15 protein-coding genes are annotated in these 13,228 nt (G+C 71.3%); 7 read left to right on the forward strand and 8 right to left on the reverse strand.

Annotated elements, in window-relative coordinates; genetic code table 11:
* Positions 1-106 precede the first annotated feature (106 nt).
* From AACG61_RS07400 to AACG61_RS07425, 6 genes are all read left to right on the forward strand, one after another.
* Positions 107-499, forward strand: coding sequence for a cytidine deaminase (locus AACG61_RS07400; RefSeq protein WP_411839359.1), 393 nt, complete (start codon positions 107-109; stop codon positions 497-499).
* A complete protein-coding gene (locus AACG61_RS07405) occupies positions 496-1,776 on the forward strand; it encodes a thymidine phosphorylase (RefSeq protein WP_411839360.1) in 1,281 nt (426 codons plus the stop codon). The genes AACG61_RS07400 and AACG61_RS07405 overlap by 4 nt, the downstream gene beginning before the upstream one ends.
* Positions 1,773-2,951, forward strand: coding sequence for a phosphopentomutase (locus AACG61_RS07410; RefSeq protein WP_411839361.1), 1,179 nt, complete (start codon positions 1,773-1,775; stop codon positions 2,949-2,951). Before AACG61_RS07405 ends, AACG61_RS07410 begins: the two co-directional genes overlap by 4 nt.
* Positions 2,942-3,907, forward strand: a complete 966-nt coding sequence (locus tag AACG61_RS07415; protein ID WP_411839475.1) for an adenosine deaminase — start codon at positions 2,942-2,944, stop codon at positions 3,905-3,907. The genes AACG61_RS07410 and AACG61_RS07415 overlap by 10 nt, the downstream gene beginning before the upstream one ends.
* Positions 3,907-4,536 carry a uracil phosphoribosyltransferase gene (gene upp, locus AACG61_RS07420; protein WP_411839362.1) on the forward strand — a complete coding sequence of 210 codons (630 nt, stop codon included), beginning with the start codon at positions 3,907-3,909 and terminating at the stop codon, positions 4,534-4,536. Before AACG61_RS07415 ends, upp begins: the two co-directional genes overlap by 1 nt.
* Before the next feature lie 66 nt (positions 4,537-4,602).
* Positions 4,603-5,556 carry an SPOR domain-containing protein gene (locus AACG61_RS07425; RefSeq protein WP_411839363.1) on the forward strand — a complete coding sequence of 318 codons (954 nt, stop codon included), beginning with the start codon at positions 4,603-4,605 and terminating at the stop codon, positions 5,554-5,556.
* A 3-nt stretch (positions 5,557-5,559) separates the two neighbouring features.
* Here AACG61_RS07425 and hemE read toward each other — a convergent pair whose 3' ends face one another.
* Positions 5,560-6,588 (reverse strand): uroporphyrinogen decarboxylase, encoded by a 1,029-nt coding sequence (hemE, locus tag AACG61_RS07430; protein WP_411839364.1) that lies wholly within the window; start codon positions 6,586-6,588, stop codon positions 5,560-5,562.
* Positions 6,589-6,663: 75 nt separating this feature from the next.
* Here hemE and hemC point away from each other — a divergent pair, with 75 nt between their 5' ends.
* Complete coding sequence (gene hemC / locus AACG61_RS07435; protein WP_411839365.1) at positions 6,664-7,602, forward strand: hydroxymethylbilane synthase; 939 nt, start codon at positions 6,664-6,666, stop codon at positions 7,600-7,602.
* Positions 7,603-7,617: 15 nt separating this feature from the next.
* Here hemC and lexA read toward each other — a convergent pair whose 3' ends face one another.
* From lexA to AACG61_RS07470, 7 genes are all read right to left on the reverse strand, one after another.
* Entirely contained in the window at positions 7,618-8,340 is a 723-nt protein-coding gene (gene lexA / locus AACG61_RS07440) for a transcriptional repressor LexA (RefSeq protein ID WP_411839366.1), read from the reverse strand.
* A gap of 91 nt (positions 8,341-8,431) precedes the next feature.
* Positions 8,432-9,613 carry a gephyrin-like molybdotransferase Glp gene (glp, locus tag AACG61_RS07445; protein ID WP_411839367.1) on the reverse strand — a complete coding sequence of 394 codons (1,182 nt, stop codon included), beginning with the start codon at positions 9,611-9,613 and terminating at the stop codon, positions 8,432-8,434.
* Positions 9,610-10,083 carry a cyclic pyranopterin monophosphate synthase MoaC gene (gene moaC, locus AACG61_RS07450; protein ID WP_411839368.1) on the reverse strand — a complete coding sequence of 158 codons (474 nt, stop codon included), beginning with the start codon at positions 10,081-10,083 and terminating at the stop codon, positions 9,610-9,612. Before moaC ends, glp begins: the two co-directional genes overlap by 4 nt.
* Positions 10,080-10,871, reverse strand: coding sequence for an indole-3-glycerol phosphate synthase TrpC (gene trpC, locus AACG61_RS07455; protein ID WP_411839369.1), 792 nt, complete (start codon positions 10,869-10,871; stop codon positions 10,080-10,082). The genes moaC and trpC overlap by 4 nt, the downstream gene beginning before the upstream one ends.
* A 47-nt stretch (positions 10,872-10,918) precedes the next feature.
* On the reverse strand, positions 10,919-11,560 hold the full coding sequence (locus tag AACG61_RS07460; RefSeq protein WP_411839370.1) for a uracil-DNA glycosylase: 642 nt from the start codon (positions 11,558-11,560) through the stop codon (positions 10,919-10,921).
* Positions 11,560-12,573 carry an anthranilate phosphoribosyltransferase gene (trpD, locus tag AACG61_RS07465; protein ID WP_411839371.1) on the reverse strand — a complete coding sequence of 338 codons (1,014 nt, stop codon included), beginning with the start codon at positions 12,571-12,573 and terminating at the stop codon, positions 11,560-11,562. Before trpD ends, AACG61_RS07460 begins: the two co-directional genes overlap by 1 nt.
* A complete protein-coding gene (locus tag AACG61_RS07470; protein ID WP_411839372.1) occupies positions 12,570-13,160 on the reverse strand; it encodes an anthranilate synthase component II in 591 nt (196 codons plus the stop codon). The genes trpD and AACG61_RS07470 overlap by 4 nt, the downstream gene beginning before the upstream one ends.
* Positions 13,161-13,228: the final 68 nt, after the last annotated feature.

Consider the following 13,228-nt stretch of genomic DNA (forward strand, 5'->3'; position numbering starts at 1 on the left):
TCTGACGCCGGGGAACAGCGGGCTTCTGCGCGCGGCGCCGTGACTTGCACAAGACCGCCGGCGCGCGCAGATTGACGGCAACGATCACGAAGGAAAGACCCGGATCATGTCTCTGTTGGATGCGGCGCGCGACGTGCGCGAGCGGGCCTATGTGCCCTATTCGAAGTTCAAGGTCGGCGCGGCCATCCGCGGGGCCTCGGGCACCATCTATCGCGGCTGCAATGTCGAGAACGTGGCCTATCCCGAGGGCACCTGCGCCGAGGCCGGGGCCATCGCCGCCATGGTCGCCGCCGGAGAGACGCAGCTGATCGAGGTCGCCGTCATCGCCGACAGCCCGACCCCCGTGCCCCCCTGCGGCGGCTGCCGGCAGAAGCTGGCCGAATTCGGCGCGGGCGACGTGCCGGTCCTGCTGGCCACCACCGACGGGGCGCAAATGCACACCACCATCGGCGATCTGCTGCCCGGCCGCTTCGACGCGGGCCACATGGCGCGCACATGACCGATCCGCGCCCGGTGATCGCCGCGATCCGCGACGGGCGCGGCCTGGACGGGCCCGGCGCCGCGCTGATCGCGCAGGGGCTGGCCGACGGGTCGGTCAGCGACGCGCAGGCGGGGGCCTTCGCCATGGCGGTGCTGACGCGGGGCACGGGGCAAGCGGGTCGCGTCGCGCTGACGCGCGCGATGCGCGATTCGGGGCATGTGCTGCAATGGGACCTGCCGGGGCCGGTGGTGGACAAGCATTCGACCGGGGGTATCGGCGATACCGTGTCGCTGGTGCTGGCACCGCTGCTGGCCGCGCGAGGCTGTTTCGTGCCGATGATCTCGGGGCGGGGCCTGGGGCATACCGGCGGCACGCTGGACAAGCTGGAGGCGATTCCGGGTTATCTCTGCGACCAGCCGGAGGAGGAGCTGCGCCGCATCGTGCGCCAGGTCGGCTGCGCGATCGTCTCGGCCACGGGCGACGTGGCCCCCGCCGACCGCAGGCTTTACGCGATCCGCGACGAATCGGGGACGGTCGAATCGATCGACCTGATCACCGCCTCGATCCTGTCGAAGAAGCTGGCGGCGGGGCTGGACGCGCTGGTGCTGGATGTGAAATCCGGCTCGGGTGCGATCCTGAAGAAGCCCGACAGCGCGCAGCGCCTGGCCCAGGCCCTGGTCGAGACCGCGAACGGCGCGGGCTGCCGCACCACCGCCTTCATCACCGACATGGACCAGCCCCTGGCGCGCAGCGCGGGCAACGCGCTGGAGGTGCTTGAGGCCATCCGCTGCCTGCAGGGCGAGCCCGGTGCGCTGCGCGAGCTGACCCTGGCGCTGGCCGCCGAATGCCTGGCGCTGGCCGGACGCCCGGCCGAGGGGCTGGAGGCCACGCTGGACAGCGGCGCCGCGGCCGAGATCTTCGGCCGCATGGTCGCGTCCCAGGGCGGCCCGCGCGACCTGATCGACCGCCCCGAGGCACATCTGGCCCGCGCCCCCGTCATCGTGCCCGTCCCCGCGCCCGAAGGCCGGGTGGGGCGCATCGACGTGACCGCGCTTGGCCATGCGGTGCTGGCGCTTGGCGGCGGCCGGGTCCGCGCGGGCGAGGCGATCGACCCGCGCGTGGGCCTCGACCGGCTGGCCAAGCTGGGCGATGCGGTGGGCGAAGGCGCGCCGCTGGCCATGGTCCATGCCGCCGACGACACCGCCGCGCAGGTGGCGGTGGCCGCGGTGCAGGCGGCCTATGCCCTGGGCGATGGCGCGCCCGGGTCCCTGATCCGCGACCGGATCGCACCATGAGTCGCGCCTTCCTGATCGTCATGGACAGCGTGGGCATCGGCGGCGCGCCCGATGCGCACGCCTTCTTCAATGATGGCCGCCCCGATACGGGCGCGAACACCGTGGGCCATATCGACGCCGCGCGGCCCCTGTCCATGCCTGTTCTGGACGGGCTGGGCCTGGGCGCGGCACTGCGGCTGGCCTCGGGGATCGAGCCGCGCGGGCTGACCGCCACGCCGCAGGGCCTCTGGGGCGCGGCGACCGAGACGTCGCGCGGCAAGGACACGCCTTCGGGGCATTGGGAGATCGCCTGCGTGCCGGTCCCCTGGGACTGGACCTATTTCCCCGACACCGACCCGGCCTTGCCGCCCGAGGTGCTGGCCCGCATCCGCGATCTGGCGGGCACCGACGGCACGCTGGCCAACACCCATGCCTCGGGCACCCAGGTCATCGACGATTTCGGGGCCGAGCACATGCGGACGGGCTGGCCCATCTGCTACACCTCCGCCGACAGCGTGCTGCAGATCGCCGCGCATGAGGAGGTCTTCGGCCGCGACCGGCTGATCGCGCTCTGCCGCGACCTGGCGCCGATGCTGCATGCCATGCGCGTGGGGCGCGTCATCGCGCGGCCCTTCGTCGGCCAGCCCGGCGATTTCCGCCGCACCGGATACCGGCGCGACTTTGCCATCGCGCCGCCGGGGCGCACCATCCTGGACATCGCGCAGGCGGCAGGCCGCATCACCCATGGCGTGGGCAAGATCGGCGACATCTTCAGCCATCGCGGCATCACCCAGCTGCACAAGGGCGCCGATGACGCGGCCCTGGCCGAGCATCTGATCCGCCTTGGCGTAGAGGCCGAACCGGGCAGCCTGACCTTCGCCAATTTCGTCGAATTCGACACGAATTTCGGCCATCGGCGCGACATTCCGGGCTATGCGGGCCAGCTGGAGTGGTTCGACGGCGTGGCGGGGCGCTTCCTGGCGCAGCTGTCGCCCGGCGATCTGGCGATCTTCACCGCCGATCACGGCAACGACCCGTCCTGGACCGGCACCGACCACACCCGCGAACGCGCGCCGGTGCTGGGCTGGGGCCTGGGGCCGCGCGCGGTGGGGCAGGTGGGATTCAGCGATATCGGCGCGTCGATCCTGGCGCATCTGGGCCTGCCGGCCCCTGATCACGGAACGTCATTCCTATGAAGAAGATCGAACTGCATCTGCATCTCGAAGGGGCCGCCCCGCCCGCCTTCATCCGCGCCCTGGCGCAGGAAAAGCGCGCCGACCTGTCCGGGGTCTTCGACGAACGCGGCCATTACGCCTATGACGGGTTCGAGGGCTTCCTGCGCTGCTACGAGGCCGCGACCAGCGTCATCACCGGCCCGCGCGACTATGCCCGCCTGCTGGCCGAGGTGCTGGAACGCTGCGCCGAGGAGGGCGTGATCTATGCCGAGCTGTTCGTCTCGCCCGAATTCTGCGGCGGCGCGGATCTGTCCGCCTGGCGCGACCATCTGGCGGCGATGACCGAGGTCGCGGATGCCGCCCGCGCGCAGGGCATCGACAGCCGCGGCATCGTCACCGCCATCCGCCATTTCGGCGCGGACCGCGCGCGCAGGACCGCGATCTGCGCGGCCGAGACGGCAGGCGGCTGGATCACCGGCTTCGGCATGGGCGGGGCCGAGCAGGTGGGTCGCGCCACCGATTACGCCTGGAGCTTCGACTGCGCGGCCGAGGCCGGGCTGGGCCTGACCTGCCACGCGGGCGAATGGGGCGGCCCGGACAGCATCCGCGACGCGCTGGCCTTGGGCTGCACGCGCATCGGCCACGGCGTGCGCGCGGTGGAGGACCAGGGCCTGGTCCGCGATCTGGTCGAGCGCGGCATCACGCTGGAGGTCTGTCCGGGGTCGAACGTGGCGCTCGGGGTCTATCCGTCCTGGGGCGCGCATCCCATCGCGCGGCTGGCCGATGCGGGGGTGCGGGTCACGGTCTCCACCGACGATCCGCCCTTCTTCCACACCACGATGCGGGCCGAATACGATCGGCTTGCCACCACCTTTGGCTGGGGCGATACCGAGTTCCGACAGATCAACCTCTGGGCCGCCGACGCGGCCTTCTGCGATGAGCCGACCCGCGAGCGGCTGAGAAAGGAATTCGCCTGATGCAACATCTTACCGTCGTCGATCACCCGCTGGTCCAGCACAAGCTGTCGATCCTGCGCCAGAAGGACGTCTCGACCGCCGGGTTCCGGCGCCTGCTGCGCGAGATCAGCCTGCTCTTGGCCTATGAGGTCACGCGCGAGCTGGAACTGACCACCATGCGCATCGAGACGCCCATGTGCGAGATGGAGGCCCCCACGCTGGAGGGCAAGAAGCTTGCGCTGATCTCGATCCTGCGGGCCGGGAACGGGCTGATGGACGGCATCCTGGAGCTGATTCCCGGCGCGCGGGTGGGTTTCGTGGGCCTCTACCGCGACCCCGAGACGCTGAAGCCGGTCGAATACTACTGCAAGGTGCCGCGCGAACTGGATGCGCGCATGACGATCGTGGTCGATCCGATGCTGGCCACCGGCAACTCCTCGGTCGCGGCGCTGGACATGCTGAAGGCGCGCGGTGCGGTCAACATGCGCTTCCTGTGCCTGCTGGCCGCGCCCGAAGGCGTCGCGCGCATGCGCGAGGCGCATCCGGACGTGCCGATCTTCACCGCCGCGCTGGACGAACGGCTGGACGATCACGGCTATATCGTGCCGGGCCTGGGCGATGCGGGCGACCGGATGTTCGGCACGAAATAGGCCTGCGTTAACCGCCCCTTCAGGGTTCTGCGCTAGCTTTGGCGCAGGACAACGGATGGATGGCAGATGAACGCGCGCGTGCAGGTCTTGGCTCTGGTGATGCTGGCGGGGGCGGCGGGGGCCGCGCCCGTTCCACCCCCGCCGGAAGGCTTTGCCGGCACGCAGTACATCGACGGGCAGGGCTGCGTCTTCACTCGTGACGGGGCGGGCTGGGCTCCGCGTCTGGACGGGGCGGGGCAGGGGCTGTGCGGCTTTCCGCCCAGCCTCGCCGCGCGCCGCACCGACGCGCTGACGGAACGCGTGCTGCCCCTGACCCCGCCGCCCGCCCCGGATGTCGAGACCATGCTGATGGAGCAGCTGTCGCGCGACCTGCGCCAGGGCGAATGGGCCGCCGACCCGGCACAGCCCGAGGAGCGCCGCGAGGCGGAGACCCCGCGCGTGCCCGACCCGATGCAGACCGCGCTGCGCGACGCGCTGGAGCTGGCGCCGGCGCTGCGAAACGCATCCGGCCTGTCGGGATCGCCCGAGCTTTGCGCCCGTCTCGGCTATCGCGTGCAGGAGGGGGCGGCGCAGGGCTCGACCCTGGGCCTGTGCCCGGGGATGCAGTCCGATCCCGCCGCGGCCAGCGTCCGACCGGGCGGCGCGACCGCGACGCCCCCGCCTGCGCCCGCGCGCACCCGTGTGGCAGCACGACCCGAGGTCCGCGACGTCCCGAGGACGCAACCCGAGGCCGACCGCCGCAGGCCCGCGCCCGCGGCAGCCCCTGCGGAACCGGGTCCCGAGATGATCCCGGCATCGGCCCGCTATGTGCAGGTCGGCAGGTTCGCGGATGAGGAGAATGCCCGCATCGTCCTGCGCGCCCTGGCGGCGCGCGGCTATCCCACCGGTCAGGCCCGTGTCCGCGAGGGCGACGCCACGGTTCGGCTGGTCATGGCAGGACCCTTCGCCGACCGTCAGGCCTTGGTTGCGGCGCTGAACGACCTGCGCCGCAACGGCTATCCCAAGGCGCGCGCGCGCTGAGCCTCAGGCGCTGCGCACCGCGTCGATCATCCGGGTCACGTTGTCCGGGTCGGCGTCCGGCGTGATGCCGTGGCCCAGGTTGAAGACATGCGGCCCGCCACGCAGCGCGCGGGTGATCCGCTGCGCCTCGCGCACCAGATCCGGCCCGCCCGTGACCATGTGCCGCGGGTCAAGGTTCCCCTGCACGCAGCCGTCGACCTGAACGGCGCGTGCGGCCCATTCCGCCTCGACCGAATTGTCCAGCGCGACGCAATCCGCGCCGGTCGCCTTGGCGAAACCGATGTAACGCTCACCCGCTTCGCGCGGAAAGGCGATGACCGGGATGTCCGGATGACGCTCCTTCAGCGCGGCGATGATGCGGCGGGCGGGTGCCAGCGCGAAGTCGTCGAAATCCCGGCCCTTGAGACTGCCCGCCCAGCTGTCGAACAGCTTGACGACCTCGGCCCCCGCCTCGATCTGCCGCGAGAGATAATGGATCGTGGCCTCGGTGATCATCGCGATCAGGGCCGAGAACGTCTCCCGATCCTCGTCCTTCAGGCGGTGCGCGGGTCCTTGGTCGCGCGTGCCGCGACCCGCGACCATGTAGGTGGCGACGGTCCAGGGCGCACCGGCAAAGCCGATCAGCGCCGTCTCGCGCGGCAGTTCGCGCGACAGGATCGCCAGCGTCTCATAGACCGGCGCCAACCGCTCGTCGATCTGGTCCGCAGGCCGCAGCCGCGCCAGATCGGCGGCCGAGGTGACCGTGGACAGGCGCGGCCCCTCTCCGGTCACGAACCACAGATCGGCCCCGAGCGCCTGCGGGATCAGCAGGATGTCCGCGAACAGGATGGCCGCGTCGAACCCGTAGCGGCGGATCGGCTGCAAGGTGACCTCGGCCGCCAGATCCGGGTTGTAGCACAGCGACAGGAAGTCGCCCGCCTGCGCCCGCGTCGCGCGGTACTCGGGCAGATAGCGGCCCGCCTGGCGCATCATCCAGATCGGCGGCGTGGACAGGGTCTCGCCCGCAAGGGCGCGCAGCAGAAGTTTGGTCATGAGGCCTCCTGCCGCCCCTTGAAGGTCAGGCGTCAGGCGTTGTCAAGCGCGCCCCCGGCGGCTATGCCGGGCGCCATGACACAGATGCCCACCCCCTCCCGTCCGCTGCGCATCGGAACCCGCGGCTCCGCGCTGGCTCTGGCGCAGGCCAACGAGACCCGTGACCGCCTGATGGCGGCGCATGGCCTGCCGGCCGAGGCCTTCCGGATCGTGCCGATCAAGACCACCGGGGACCGGATCCTGGACCGCCCGCTGAAGGAGATCGGCGGCAAGGGCCTCTTCACCCGCGAGATCGAGGATGCGCTGTCAGGTGGCGAGATCGACATCGCCGTGCATTCCATGAAGGACATGCCGACGATCCAGCCCGAGGGGCTGGTCATCGACTGCCTTCTGCCCCGTGAGGATGTGCGCGATGCCTTCGTCAGCCCGCATGCGGGGCGCATCGCCGACCTGCCCCATGGTGCGGTGGTGGGCTCTTCCAGCCTGCGGCGTCGGGCGCAGTTGGCCCATCGCCGCCCGGATCTGGTGCTGGTCGAGTTCCGGGGCAACGTCCAGACGCGGCTGCAGAAGCTGGCGGACGGGGTGGCCGTCGCCACGTTCCTGGCCATGGCAGGCCTGTCGCGGCTGGACATGATCCACGTCGCGGCCGGCGCGATCGAGCCGGATGAGATGCTGCCCGCCGTGGCGCAGGGCGCCATCGGCGTGGAGCGGCGCCGCGACGATGACGACTGCGCGGCCCTGCTGGCCGCCATCCATCACCGGCCTACCGGCATTCGGGTCCAAGCGGAGCGGGCCTTCCTGAAGCGGCTGGATGGATCGTGCCAGACGCCGATCGCGGGGCTGGCCGAGCTGGACGGCGACAGGCTGATCCTGCGCGGTGAGATTCTGCGTCCCGACGGCTCGGAGGTCGTATCGGCACGCCGCGAGGGCATGTCAGCCGATGCGGCGGCCATGGGCGACGATCTGGCGCGCGAGCTTCTGGAGCGTGCGGGGCCGGGCTTCCTGCAGGCCTGACCCCGTGCCGATCCGTCAGTAGCTGCGGATGAGGCCCACCAGACGGCCTTGGATGCGCACACGGTCTTCCGGCAGAAGCCGCGTCTCATAGGCGGGATTTGCAGCCTCCAGCGCGATCATCGATCCCTTGCGGCGATAGCGTTTCAGCGTCGCCTCCTGATTGTCGACCAGCGCCACGATGATGTCGCCAGTGTCGGCCGTGTCCTGTTCGCGGATGATCACCACGTCGCCGTCGTTGATGCCGGCCTCGATCATCGAATCGCCGGTCACCTCCAGCGCATAGTGGTGCTCGCGTCCCGCCAGCATGGTTCCGGGAACCGCGATGTGATGCGCGACCTCGGAGATGGCCTCGATCGGCACGCCCGCGGCGATGCGTCCCATCAGCGGAAGCTGGACGGCCGGGCTGTCGACGACCGTCATCGCACCGCGCGGACGGGCCGGGCGCGTGTTGGTGATGACGCGGGGCGAGAAGGCCGCGGCCGGACGGCTCTCCGCCTCGACCGGGTCGGTCAGGTGAGCCAGGGCGTCCGGCAGGCGCAGCACCTCCAGCGCGCGGGCGCGGTGGGGAAGGCGACGGATGAAGCCCCGCTCCTCCAGCGCCGTGACCAGCCGGTGGATGCCGGATTTGGAGCGCAGGTCCAGCGCGTCCTTCATCTCGTCGAAGGACGGCGGCACGCCATCGCGCGCCATCCGCCGTTGAATGAACTCAAGCAGTTGTATCTGCTTTTTGGTCAGCATCGCCCGCCCCTTATCGCCGGTGTTCCATGTCTGTTCTAGATGATTGCCGGAATCACGTCAATCATCTGACCCTGAAAGGGTGAAAAAACAGTTAACTAGAGCCGATCGGCAGATAATGGACGACATCCCCGGCCGCGCGGGCGGGGTCGCCGGCGGGCCGCACTAGAAGGGCGTCGGCCTGCGCCATCAGGGCCAGCCGGGCGGAGTCCTGATCGTTGAAGGGGGTGATGACGGGCCACCCGTCCCCCGACGTCAACGTGGCGCGCAGATAGTGCTGACGCGGCCCTTCGGCCGGAAGGGCCACCCCCAGGACCGCCTGGCGAAGCGGCACATCGGCGGGAAGGCCCTGCATCCGGCGGATGAGAGGTTGCATGAAGATCTGACCGCAAACCATTGCCGAAACGGGATTTCCCGGCAGACCTAACATGGCCGTCCGATCAAGGTGACCCGCCATCAACGGCTTGCCCGGTCGCAGCGCGACCTTGTAGAAGGCCTGCGCCATGCCCTTCTCCGCGGCGACGCGACCGATCAGGTCGTGGTCCCCGACGGAGGCGCCGCCGATGGTCACCAGGAGATCGGCCTCGGTCGCGGCATCGAAGGCGGCGGTCAGGCTGTCGACCGTGTCGCGCGCGATGGGCAGGATGCGCGGCGTGCCGCCCGCCTCCGCCACCATCGCCGCCAGCGCGAGATCGTTCGAACTGACGATCTGTCCCGGAGCGGGGTCGGTGCCGGGCGGCACCAGTTCATCCCCGCCGGCCAGAATCGCCACGACGGGACGGGCGGCCACGGTCACGCGGTCCAGGTTCATCGCGGCCAGCAGGCCGATCCGTGCGGGCGTCAGCACCGTTCCGGCGGGCAGGCTGTCACCTTCGGCGAAATCGTTGCCACGCGCGCGGATGTTGCGGCCCGAGGATCGCGAGAGGACGGTGATGCGGTCGCCGTCGCGGTCGATGTTTTCCTGCAGCTCCACATGGTCGTAGCCTGCGGGGACCGCGGCCCCGGTGAAGATGCGGATGGCCGTGCCGGGCCGGGGATGCCCGTCCCAGGGATGCCCGGCCGCGCTGGTCCCGATCACCGTCAGCGGTCCGGGCATATCCGCGGCGCGCATCGCATAGCCGTCCATCGCGGAGGCGTCGAAGGGCGGCTGCGTCAACCGGGCGTGGGCGGGTTCCAGCAGGACGCGGCCATGGGCCTGCGCCAGCGGCACCGTCTCAGGGCGCGGGGGCCGGGCCAGCGCCAGGACGCGCGACAGGGCCTCGTCCACCGTGATCACGGCTGCGCCTCGTAGAGGCCGGACTTGCCGCCCTCCTTGCGCAGCAGGCGCACATCCTGGATCACCATGGATTTCTGCGCGGCCTTCAGCATGTCGTAGATCGTCAGGCAGGCGGTGGTGACGGCGGTCAGGGCCTCCATCTCCACCCCGGTGCGGCCGGTGGTGCGGACGGTGGCGGTGACGCGGATGCCCGGCAGGTCGGGATCGGCCACCAGGTCCAGCGCGACCTTGGCGATGGGCAGCGGATGGCACAGCGGGATCAGGTCGGCGGTGCGCTTGGCACCCATGATCCCGGCCAGCCGCGCGACGCCCAGCACGTCGCCCTTGGCCGCGCCGCCCTGGGCCAGGGCCAGCGTCTCGGGGCTCATCACCACGGCGCCGGTCGCCACGGCCTCGCGCGCGGTGTCGGCCTTGGCCGAGACGTCGACCATATGCGCCTGACCGCCCGCGTCGAAATGGGTCAGTGTCATGCCGCCACGTCCAGGATCGCGCGGGTGGCGGCGGTCACGTCGGGCTGGCGCATCAGGCTCTCTCCGATCAGGAAGCGACGCGCGCCGGTCCGCATCATCGCGCCCAGGTCGGCGGCGGTGAAGAGGCCGCTTTCGCAGACCACCTGGCGGTCGGCGGGGATGCGCGGGGCCAGGTCGCGCGTCACGTCCAGCGTGACCTCGAAGGTCTTGAGGTTGCGGTTGTTGATGCCGATCAGCGGAGAGCGCAGCGCCAGCGCCCGGTCCAACTCGGCCGCGTCATGGACCTCGATCAGCACGTCCATGCCCCAATGGATCGCGGCATCCTCGAGGTCGCGGGCCAGCGCGTCCTCGACCGAGGCCATGATGATCAGGATGCAGTCCGCGCCCCAGGCCCGCGCCTCGGCGACCTGGTAGGTGTCATAGAGGAAATCCTTGCGCAGCGCCGGCAGGTCGCAGGCCGCGCGCGCCGCCGACAGATAGTCGGGCGCGCCCTGGAAGCTGGGACCGTCGGTCAGGACCGACAGGCAGGCGGCGCCGCCCGCCTGATAGGCGCGGGCCAGTGCGGGCGGGTCGAAATCGGGCCGGATCAACCCCTTGGAGGGGCTGGCCTTCTTGATCTCGGCGATCAGGGCCGGGCCGGTCTCGGCGGCGCGGTCCAAGGCGCGGGCAAAGCCGCGGGGGGCGGAGGCCGCGCGGGCCGCCGCCTCGACATCGACCAGCGGACGCGCCGCGCGGGCGGCGGCGATTTCGTCCAGCTTGTAGGCCTTGATCTTGTCCAGAATATCCATGCCGCCGTTCTAGCCGGGGACGGGGCGCGGGGGAAGGGGCTGCGGCCTCAGGCGGTCCAGTCGATGGGCGGGCGTCCCTGATCCACCAGCCAGGCGTTGATGCGGCTGAACGGGCGCGATCCGAAGAAGCCGCGCCGGGCCGACAAAGGCGAGGGATGGGCCGTGGCGATCACCAGATCCTGCGGGCGGGCCAGGTCGGCCAGCGTCTTCTGAGCATGGTTGCCCCAGAGGAGGAAGGCCAGCGACCCGGCCTCCTGCGCGCGCATCACCGCCTCGCGCGCCAGATGGTGCCAGCCCCATTTGGCATGCGCCCCCGCCTGACCCGGCATCACGCTGAGCGCGCTGTTCATGAGCAGCACCCCCTGGCGCGCCCAGCCCGACAGGTCGCCCGTGGCGGGCGTCCCGCCCAGATCGTCGCCCAGTTCCGCGAAGATGTTGCGCAGCGATCGCGGCAGGGGCGTCTCGGGCGTGACGGAGAAGGCCAGGCCGTTCGCGTGGCCCGGCGTGGGATAGGGGTCCTGACCCAGCAGCACGACGCGCACCGCGTCGGGCGGAACCGCCTCCAGCGCGGCGAAGATGCGGTCGGGGCCGGGCAGGAACCCCTCGGGCAGCCGGTCGCGGATCGCGGGCCAGCGGTCGCGGAAGAAGGGCAGGTCGGCCCAGGCCGCGGGCGGTTGAGGGGCCGACATCAGGGCGCGCCGGTGATGTCCGCCAGCGCGGTCAGCCGCGCCTGCGCCGCGCCGCTGTCCAGCGACTGCGCCGCCAGCGCCGCGCCCTCGGGCAGGGCGGTGACGCGGCCCGCGACCAGCAGCGCCGCCGCCGCGTTCAGCAGGACTGCGTCGCGATAGGCGCCCCGCTCTCCGGCTAGCAGGGCGCGGAAGGCGGCGGCGTTCTGCGCGGGCTCTCCGCCCAGGATCGCCTCGAACGGGTGGCGGGGCAGGCCGGCATCCTCCGGCGTGACGGTGAATTCGGTGACGCGCCCGTCGGCAAGGGCCGCGACCTGGCTGGGCGCGGCGATGGACAGCTCGTCCGTGCCGTCCCCGCCATGGACCAGCCAGGCCGAGCGCGTGCCCAGGTCGCGCAGCACCTCGGCCATGGGCCGGATCCAGTCGGCGCTGAACGCGCCGGTCAGCTGATGGCGGACGCCCGCAGGGTTCGTCAGCGGCCCCAGCAGGTTGAAGACCGTCCGCGTGCCCAGTTCGGTGCGGGGCGCCGCTACATGGCGCATCGCCGGATGGTGCATCGGCGCCATCATGAAGCAGATCCCCGCCCCGTCCAGCGCCTGCTGCGCCACGGCGGGGCCGCCCATCACGTTGATGCCCATATGGGTCAGCGCGTCGGCCGCGCCGGATTTCGACGACAGGTTGCGGTTGCCGTGCTTGGCCACCGGCACGCCCGCCCCGGCCACCACGAAGGCCGTCGCGGTCGAGATGTTCAGCGTGCCCTTGCCGTCGCCGCCGGTGCCGACGATGTCGATGGCGCCGTCGGGCGCGGTGATGGGGGTCATGCGGGCGCGCATGGCGCGGGCGGCGGCGGCGATCTCGTCCACGGTCTCGCCGCGCACGCGCAGCGCCATCAGCAGGCCGCCGATCTGCGCCGGGGTGGCGGCGCCGTCGAAGAGGGCCGAGAACGCGGTCTCGGCCTCGGCTCCGGTCAGGGGGCGGCTGGCGGCCAGGCCGATCAGGGGGCGGATGTCGGTCATGCGGCGTCCTTTTGCGCGGTGCAGCGCGCCAGGAAGGTCCGGATCATCGCGTGGCCGTGTTCCGAGGCGATGGATTCGGGATGGAACTGCACCCCTTCGATGGGCAGGCCGGTATGGATCAGCCCCATGATCGTGCCGTCGCCCGCGGTGGCGGTCACGCGCAGGCAGTCGGGCAGGCTCTCGCGCTCGACCATCAGCGAATGATAGCGGGTGGCGTTCAGGGGCGAGGGCAGGTCCGAAAAGACCCCCGTGCCGTCATGGCTGATCGCGTCGACCTTGCCGTGCAGGATGCGGGTCGCGCGCACGACGCGGCCGCCGAAGGCCTCACCGATGGCCTGATGGCCCAGGCAGACGCCCAGCAGAGGCACGGCCCGTTCGGCCGCCGCCGCGATCAGCTCCAGGCAGATGCCCGCCTGCGCCGGATCGCAGGGGCCGGGAGAGATCACGATGCCGTCCGGCGCCATGGCCAGCGCCTCGGCGACGGTGATCTGGTCGTTGCGGCGCACGACGACCTCGGCCCCGGCCTCGCCCATGTAATGGACCAGGTTCCAGGTAAAGCTGTCGTAATTGTCGATCAGAAGGATCATCGATGCACCTTGCGGCCAGAAGAAGGGGGCGGTTTCCCCCGGAAAAAGCGTCCGCTATAGATGGGCCA

Source organism: Paracoccus sp. ME4, from assembly GCF_046736325.1.
GTDB lineage: Bacteria > Pseudomonadota > Alphaproteobacteria > Rhodobacterales > Rhodobacteraceae > Paracoccus.

What these genes read in the sequence shown, in the direction of transcription:
- trpC (WP_411839369.1), bottom strand. Translation starts at nt 10,871, where the DNA reads ATGGATATTCTGGACAAGATCAAGGCCTACAAGCTGGACGAAATCGCC.
- trpD (WP_411839371.1), bottom strand. Translation starts at nt 12,573, where the DNA reads ATGACCGACATCCGCCCCCTGATCGGCCTGGCCGCCAGCCGCCCCCTG.
- hemC (WP_411839365.1), top strand. Translation starts at nt 6,664, where the DNA reads ATGACACAGATGCCCACCCCCTCCCGTCCGCTGCGCATCGGAACCCGC.
- moaC (WP_411839368.1), bottom strand. Translation starts at nt 10,083, where the DNA reads ATGACACTGACCCATTTCGACGCGGGCGGTCAGGCGCATATGGTCGAC.
- hemE (WP_411839364.1), bottom strand. Translation starts at nt 6,588, where the DNA reads ATGACCAAACTTCTGCTGCGCGCCCTTGCGGGCGAGACCCTGTCCACG.
- AACG61_RS07405 (WP_411839360.1), top strand. Translation starts at nt 496, where the DNA reads ATGACCGATCCGCGCCCGGTGATCGCCGCGATCCGCGACGGGCGCGGC.
- AACG61_RS07410 (WP_411839361.1), top strand. Translation starts at nt 1,773, where the DNA reads ATGAGTCGCGCCTTCCTGATCGTCATGGACAGCGTGGGCATCGGCGGC.
- AACG61_RS07470 (WP_411839372.1), bottom strand. Translation starts at nt 13,160, where the DNA reads ATGATCCTTCTGATCGACAATTACGACAGCTTTACCTGGAACCTGGTC.
- AACG61_RS07400 (WP_411839359.1), top strand. Translation starts at nt 107, where the DNA reads ATGTCTCTGTTGGATGCGGCGCGCGACGTGCGCGAGCGGGCCTATGTG.
- lexA (WP_411839366.1), bottom strand. Translation starts at nt 8,340, where the DNA reads ATGCTGACCAAAAAGCAGATACAACTGCTTGAGTTCATTCAACGGCGG.
- upp (WP_411839362.1), top strand. Translation starts at nt 3,907, where the DNA reads ATGCAACATCTTACCGTCGTCGATCACCCGCTGGTCCAGCACAAGCTG.
- AACG61_RS07460 (WP_411839370.1), bottom strand. Translation starts at nt 11,560, where the DNA reads ATGTCGGCCCCTCAACCGCCCGCGGCCTGGGCCGACCTGCCCTTCTTC.
- AACG61_RS07425 (WP_411839363.1), top strand. Translation starts at nt 4,603, where the DNA reads ATGAACGCGCGCGTGCAGGTCTTGGCTCTGGTGATGCTGGCGGGGGCG.